The 7,076-nt window shown below is 62.1% G+C and carries 7 protein-coding genes; 6 read left to right on the forward strand and 1 reads right to left on the reverse strand.

The window, feature by feature from the left end:
- From BN871_RS19180 to BN871_RS19200, 5 genes are all read left to right on the forward strand, one after another.
- On the forward strand, positions 1–937 hold a 937-nt coding region (locus BN871_RS19180; protein ID WP_048748385.1), incomplete at its 5' end, for an ATP-dependent helicase C-terminal domain-containing protein.
- A 129-nt stretch (positions 938–1,066) separates the two neighbouring features.
- Positions 1,067–1,339: a DUF1294 domain-containing protein gene (locus BN871_RS19185; protein WP_232313192.1), complete on the forward strand. Its 273-nt coding sequence runs from the start codon at positions 1,067–1,069 to the stop codon at positions 1,337–1,339.
- A 152-nt stretch (positions 1,340–1,491) separates the two neighbouring features.
- Positions 1,492–3,564 (forward strand): ATP-binding domain-containing protein, encoded by a 2,073-nt coding sequence (locus tag BN871_RS19190; protein ID WP_048748386.1) that lies wholly within the window; start codon positions 1,492–1,494, stop codon positions 3,562–3,564.
- Between the two features lie 355 nt (positions 3,565–3,919).
- The gene (locus BN871_RS19195; RefSeq protein ID WP_048748387.1) at positions 3,920–4,744 is read left to right on the forward strand and encodes an EcsC family protein; all 825 of its coding nucleotides are present in this window, start codon (positions 3,920–3,922) and stop codon (positions 4,742–4,744) included.
- A gap of 14 nt (positions 4,745–4,758) precedes the next feature.
- Complete coding sequence (locus tag BN871_RS19200) at positions 4,759–5,985, forward strand: nitric oxide synthase oxygenase (protein ID WP_083436542.1); 1,227 nt, start codon at positions 4,759–4,761, stop codon at positions 5,983–5,985.
- Between the two features lie 121 nt (positions 5,986–6,106).
- Here the strand turns inward: BN871_RS19200 and BN871_RS19205 are convergent, their stop codons facing one another.
- Entirely contained in the window at positions 6,107–6,295 is a 189-nt protein-coding gene (locus BN871_RS19205) for a hypothetical protein (RefSeq protein WP_048748388.1), read from the reverse strand.
- Between the two features lie 217 nt (positions 6,296–6,512).
- On the opposite strand from BN871_RS19205, the gene BN871_RS19210 reads away from it, so the two are divergent.
- A partial coding sequence (locus BN871_RS19210; RefSeq protein WP_048748389.1) for a spore germination protein occupies positions 6,513–7,076 on the forward strand: 564 nt, incomplete at its 3' end.

Consider the following 7,076-nt stretch of genomic DNA (forward strand, 5'->3'; position numbering starts at 1 on the left):
GGCGTATCCCGACCGCATCGCGCAGCGGAGGCCGGACGGCCGCTTTCTGATGTCCGGCGGCCGGGGGGCGGCGCTGCCGAATCCGCAGCCGCTCTCGCAATGCGGCTATCTCGTCGTCTGCGAGCTGGACGACTCCGGCACGGAGGGCCGGATCGACCTGGCTGCTTCCGTCGAGCTCGAGGAGCTGGAAACGCATTTGCCGGAGCTTTTCCAAACCGAGGAGCTGGTCGTCTGGGACGATGGAGCGCAAGCCGTCCGCAGCCGCAAGAAGCTGAAGCTCGGCGCGATCACGGTCCGCGAGGCGCAGCTTCAGCAGCCCGATCCCGCCATGGTGTCAGCCGCGCTGATGGACGGAATCCGCAAGCTGGGCCTGCGCATCCTTCCGTGGAACCGCGCCTCCAGGCAGCTGCAAGCCCGCATGAGGCTGATGCATGCGATGCGTCCGGACTGGCCGGATGCCTCCGACGAGGCGCTGCTCGCAAGCCTGGAGCATTGGCTCGCGCCTTATGCGGTCGGCATCCGCAGCGCGGCCGGGCTGCAGAAGCTGGAGCTGACGGCAGCTCTAGACGCGCTGCTCGGCTGGGAGCGGCGCCGCCAGCTCGACGATTATGCCCCGACGCATCTCGCCGTGCCGAGCGGTTCCCGAATACCGGTCGACTACAGCGATCCTGAGGCTCCCTTCCTCGCGGTCCGGCTCCAGGAGCTGTTCGGCATGAAGCAGTCTCCGAAGGTCGGCGGCGGACGGCTGCCGATCGTCCTGCATCTTCTGTCTCCGGCACAGCGGCCCGTGCAGGTCACCCGCGATCTGGAGAGCTTCTGGACATCGGCCTACTTCGAAGTGCGCAAGGAGCTCAAGGTGCGCTATCCGAAGCATTACTGGCCCGAAGATCCGCTGCAGGCGCAGGCGACCAGCCGCGCCAAGCCTAGAGGCACCTGAACGCTGCGTTCCTTGTCGGTTGGCCTGATCTGCTCTTCATAGCGGCATGATCGCGGTCTGTATTCAATTCGGCACAGGCGGCTTCGCTGCCGAAGCTTTCAAAAGGAATACTGGAAGGAGTGAATCCATTTGACGAAGGCATTCCTGGCCATCTATCTGCTGGCGGCCAACGTCCTGGCTTTCGCCATGTTCGGTATCGACAAGGCGGCCGCTAGAGCGGGGCGGCGGCGCATCCCCGAGAAGAGGCTGTTCGCCGTCAGCCTGCTGGGAGGCGCGCCCGGCGCATGGGCGGGCATGAAGAAGTGGAGGCATAAGACGCTCCATAATTCCTTCCGGTTCGGAATTCCCCTGCTCATCGTCATTGATGCCATATGGGTGTATGCGGTATTGAAAATGATCTAGCCGCACTTGTTCCGGGCTTGCGGCCCGGATTTTTTTATTTCGTCTCGCAGAAAATGAAAGCGGCGCCACATTTCCGATTGCTGCCAGATTGTCTTCTGTGCTATAGTTACCTTTCGCTTTTTCCAAAAACCCACCCTTAGGAGGTAACTGGCATGAGTGCTCAAAGTGCCTATCAAGAGGAAGAAACACGGCTCGCAAGTGCCGTGAAGGACATCGAAGTCCAGCTGCGGGGCATCGGCCCCCGCTATACCGGCGACGATTTCACCGAGCAGATGCTCGACCTGCAGAGAGAGGAACGGGAGAGAAGGCTGGAGCTTGCGCGCAAGGAAGCCTACTTCGGAAGGATCGACTTCCAGGAGGAAGGCAAGGCGGATCCCAGCCCTCTCTACATCGGCAAGGCCGGAGTGGCCCGTTCGGGCTCGGACGAGCTGCTCGTCATCGATTGGCGCGCTCCGGTAGCGAGCCTGTTCTATTCGTTCAGCGGGGGGGAAGCCCCGGTCAATTATGTCTCCCCGGACGGGGAAATCGAAGGCACCGTCCATCTCAAGCGCAACCTGATGGTGCGCCGGGAGGAGCTGCTGAGGCTGGTCGACAGCTTCGTGCGCGGCCAGGAGGACGATGCCGCCACGGATGAGTTTCTGCTCTACCGGCTCGGCGAGAGCAAGGACAACAAGCTCCGCGACATCGTCTCGACGATCCAGCAGGAGCAGGACAAGATCATCCGCGCGGACAAAAATCTCGCCTTGTTCATCCAGGGCGTGGCCGGTTCGGGAAAAACGACGGTGGCTTTGCATCGCCTCGCCTTCCTGCTCTATCAATACGCCGGGCGCATCCGCTCGGAACGGATGATCATCTTCGCCCCCAACCGGATGTTCCTGGATTACATTTCGGGCGTGCTGCCCGAGCTCGGCGTCGGCGATATCGTCCAGACGACGTTCTCCGAATGGGCGATCGAGCTGCTGCAGAACGAGGTGTCGCTGCGCTCGCCTGCGGATACGATGGAATACTGGTTCGAACGCACTCACACAGCCGAGGAATGGCAGGAGGCTTCCGGCTTGCTGAAGGGGAGCCTTGCCTTCAAGGACGCGCTTGAGGCGAAGCTCGGCGAGCTGGAAGAGGGCATGGTGCCGACGGAACCCTTCGAGCCGCTGCCCGGCTTCCGCCTGAAGCCTGAGCAGATGAGCGAATGGTTCCATACCGATTACGGCGAGGAATCGATCATGCGCCGGCGCGACCGGCTTGCAAGCCGGATCAGCCGCTGGCTGGAAGGCGAGCTCAAGAGCCGCGGCGTGACGGACAAGAAGATCCGCTCCAAAGCGCTCGCGAAGCTGGCTTCCTTCAACAAGAAAATACCGTCCTATACCGCGCCTGCCCTATACCGGGCGCTGCTGGACGGCAAGTCTGCCGCCGGCGCGCTGCCGAAGGCGCTGGCCAAGGCGACCGCGCAGCGGATCAAAGCCGGAGAGGCGGAGCAGGAGGATCTCGCTCCGCTCGTCTATCTTCACATCCGCCTGCACGGACTCGGCCTGCCGCATTACGACCATATCGTCATCGACGAAGCGCAGGACTACTCTCCGTTCCAGATCGAAGCGCTCAAGCTGTGCCAGCGCCAGCCGTCGATGACGGTGCTCGGCGACTTGCAGCAAGGCATTCACGCTTACGCGGGAATCAATAGCTGGAGCCAGCTTCGGGATTTGTTCGCTCCCGAGCAGACCGGTTATTACGAGCTGGACCGAAGCTACCGCTCCACGATGGAAATCATCGACTTCGCCAACCGCGTGCTCGCCGGCATGTCGGGTGAAGTAAAACCTGCCGTTCCGGTGTTCCGCAGCGGCGATCCGGTCGAGGAGCTGGCCTGCGGCGGCGGGGACTGGGCCGGGCGGCTCGCAGACACGGTGCGGGAGTGGCAAGAGGAGAAATGGTTCCAGACGATCGCCGTCATCGGAAGGACAGAGGCCGAATGCGCGGATATCCACCGGATCCTCACGGAGGCAGGCCTCGATGCGGCGCTCGTCCATTCCCGCCAGCCGGCGTACGGCGGCGGCCTCACGGTCGTGCCGGTCTATCTGTCCAAAGGGCTTGAGTTCGATGCGGTGCTCATCGCCGATGCGGGCGAAGCGGCGTACGGCCCGACCGACGCGAAGCTTCTGTATGTAGGCTGCACGAGGGCTCTGCACCGACTGCGGGTTCTGTATCAGGGCAGGCTGACCGGACTGCTGGCCTAAGGCTCCTCCGTCGCCCCGCCGGGTCCTTGCCAAGCCACAGCTCTGTATCAGGGCAGGCGGACCGGGCTGCCGGCCCAAGGCTCCTCCGTTGCCCCGCCGGGCCCTTGCCAGGCCCGGCTTCAGCCCGCTTGCCCGAACAGCCGCGCCTTCTGCTTGCCATCCGCAGGCCGACAGGCCCGGCTTTTTGGCTCTCCGTCTTGCCTCAGGGATTGCTCTCCCCGTTTCCGGGTAAACAATGCATAACCGCAACCTGGATGGCGCCTTCCCCGTAGGTGGGAGAGCGGGACGCTCCGGCATGTCCGCCGGTGATCCGTCCGCAGCAGGCAAGCGTTGCACATAAGGAGGATTGGCTCTGATGTCCATTCATGCGGGAGGCGGCCTGGAGACGGCTGCGCAATTGAAATCGGCCTTGGCTGAAGTCGAGAAATGGGAAAAGGATCAAAAAAATCTGATGATTTGGGATCGGCTGTCGCGGCTGCCGTTCAAGATGCTCGACAAGATCACTCCCAGGATCGTTCATGAGAAGCTGGGCGTTGCGCTGGACGAGCTTGGCGGATATATACAGAACGGCGGAAAGTATCTGGTCGCGGGCCGCAAGGTCGGGCAGCTGCTGGCCGCATCCAATGCGAAGCGCGGGGGACCGGAGTCGGGCCCCTATTCGCTGGCGGTCATGGACGAGGCTGCCCGAAAGCTTGCCGGCGAGCGTACTTTGTTCGCGACGGCGCAGGGCGCGACGACGGGCATCGGAGGCATCTTCACGCTCGCCGTGGATATTCCGGCCGTGCTCGGCCTTTCGCTCAAGGCGATTCAGGAAATCGGCCTGTCGTACGGTTTTGATCCGACGCTCAAGGAAGAGCGGATCTTCACGGTCAAGGTCATGCAATTCGCATCCTCGGATATTGTCGGAAAACGTGCTATTCTGGAAGAGATCAATCAGCAGGCATCGGCCGGAGAGGAAGCGGCCCAAGCCGCGATTTCCCGCATCCAGGGATGGAGGGAGGTCATCAGCGTCTACCGGGACAACTGGGGCTGGAAGAAGCTGCTCCAGGCGATACCGGTAGCCGGCATCTTTTTCGGCGCCTATACGAACCGGGGGATGCTCAAGGACGTGACCGAAGCGGCGGAGATGCTGTACCGGAAGCGGAGAATTCTGGCCAGACTGGCCGAAAGCGGGGAATAGACAGCATGAGCAGCATGGAGGGCATCGATGCCTTGTGCCGGCAGGCGGAATCGTTTCTGCGCCGGTATTACGGGGAAATGGACAAGCCGCCGGAAGAGGCGGAAGAGCGGATCCGGGAGGTCGACGCCGAGATTCGCCGGACGGGCGCTTATGTCCACACGCCCGGTGAGCTGGCCTACGGGGGAAAGGCGGCCTGGCGCAACAACAGCCGCTGCATCGGCCGTTTGTTCTGGAATTCCCTTGAAGTCATCGACGCCCGCCATGCATCCACTGAGGACGAGGTGGCCGAATGCCTGTTCCGGCATCTGGAGAAGGCGGGAGCGGGGGGCAGGATCCGGCCGCTCATGACGATCTTCCGCAGCCGCTCGGAAGGCTCGGAAGAAATATCCATCTGGAACCACCAGCTCATCCGATATGCGGGTTATCCTTCGCCGGACGGCTCTTCGCCGCGCCGCGGCGATCCGGCATCCGATGAGTTTACGTCCATATGCCTGCGGCTCGGGTGGAAAGGAACCGGAGGCGACTACGACGTGCTGCCGCTCGTCATCGGCATCGGAGCCAGGGAGCCGAAGCTGGTTGAGATTCCGCCTCATCTGATTCAGGAAGTCGAGATCCGGCATCCCGACACGCCCGCCCTGGATCGTCTCGGCCTCAGATGGTACGCCGTGCCGGTCATATCCGACATGAGCCTGGAGATCGGCGGCATCCATTATCCGGCCGCTCCGTTCAACGGCTGGTATATGGAAACGGAGATCGGCGCCCGCAATTTCGCGGACGCCGGCCGGTACGACAGGCTTCCCGACGTTGCCGACGCCCTCGGCCTCGACCGCAGCAGCAACACGATGCTGTGGAAGGACCGGGCGCTGGTGGAGCTGAACCTGGCTGTCCTTCATTCCTTCAAGCGGGCCGGAGTCAGCATCGTGGACCATCATACGGCGGCGGATCAATTCATGCGCTTCCAGCAGCAGGAGCGGGAACAGGGCAGAGACGTGTCCGCGCGCTGGAGCTGGCTCATCCCGCCGGTATCCCCGGCGGCTACTGCGGTATGGCATGACAGCGCCATGCAGGAATACGATTTCAGCCCAAGCCTGAATTATCAGCCTCCGGCATGGGCACGCGCAGCCTGTGCTGCTCCCCGCCCGGCTCCGCCTGAATCTTCCGGAGCCGCGCAGCGGCCTGTCTTCGCCGAGACGGCAGGAATCAGGAGCGGCTGTCCCTTTCACGCGAGCCGCGGCAGCTAAGATGCCGGCAGGCTACCAAGCCGACCCAAGCAACCGGGTCGGCTTTTTGCCGTGCTCGTACATAGAAAAGCCGCCGCTCGCGCCGATGGGCCGGCCGGCAATCCGGCGGCTGTCGGGGGATTCAGGGAAGGCGGCGATGCATGCCGGACCCGTCCTCAGGCCGGAATTCCTCCATGGCAACGCTCCGGCCGATCCCGGCATAGTTGACGAGGACATCATTGAAGCTCACCTCTCCTTTGCGGCTTCTCAGCTCGGCATCCAGTCCGGCGGACAGCTTTTGTCCCGCCTTTTTTTTGCCATGGGCTTGCATTGAGTAGGCTGCTCTGCAACTTGTCATGCTTGCATTGAATAGGCTGCTCTGCAATTGCCATAGGAGTGCCGCTTCAGGTCTTGCCGTTTCCAGCCGCCCCTGGGTTATCCGGAAGATGGGAATAAAATGAACCTCTCAAGCAGATGTTATCTTTATCCAGTCGGCCAAATAATGCAGGCAAGTTCATGAAGGCTTGCTAACCAGGGGTTGAAGCGAAATGAAGGGATGGGCCAAGCTTAAAAAATATGTCGTCGCAGATCTGTCGACGGAGCCTCCGGAATCCTTCTCTCTAGGAAACTGGGAGGCGGACGGCGCTGCTCGAGCCGAGAATACGCCTGTTATCGACGCGCTTCCCCATGTCCCGCCGCTGCTGGACGGGGAAGGCAATCCTTTGCGGCTTCAAGATAAGCTGGAGGAGAACATTTCGTGGCTGAAGAAGCATTTTTCCTATCCGCAGAACAGCGGACTCATCTTCCATTCCATCTCTTTGGGCAAGCATTCGAGACCGGTCATCGTCGTCTACCTCGACAGCCTGATCGAATGGCAGCATCTGAGCCGGACGGTCATAACGCCGCTGCTGGAAGCCGACCTTCCGGATGAGAGCCGGCTGGAAATTTCGGACATGGCCTCTTCCGTTTTTACGAACGGACAAATGGAATCCTCCTGCTTCATGGGAGACATCGCGAACGCCATCGTCATCGGCTCGGCGGTCGTCATCATCGACGGCGTCGACTCGGCGGGCATCCTGGATGTCGAGGGCATGGAGAAGCGGGCGCTGGAG

Origin of the sequence: Paenibacillus sp. P22, from assembly GCF_000469945.2 — a bacterium.
Classification (GTDB): domain Bacteria; phylum Bacillota; class Bacilli; order Paenibacillales; family Paenibacillaceae; genus Paenibacillus_O; species Paenibacillus_O humicus.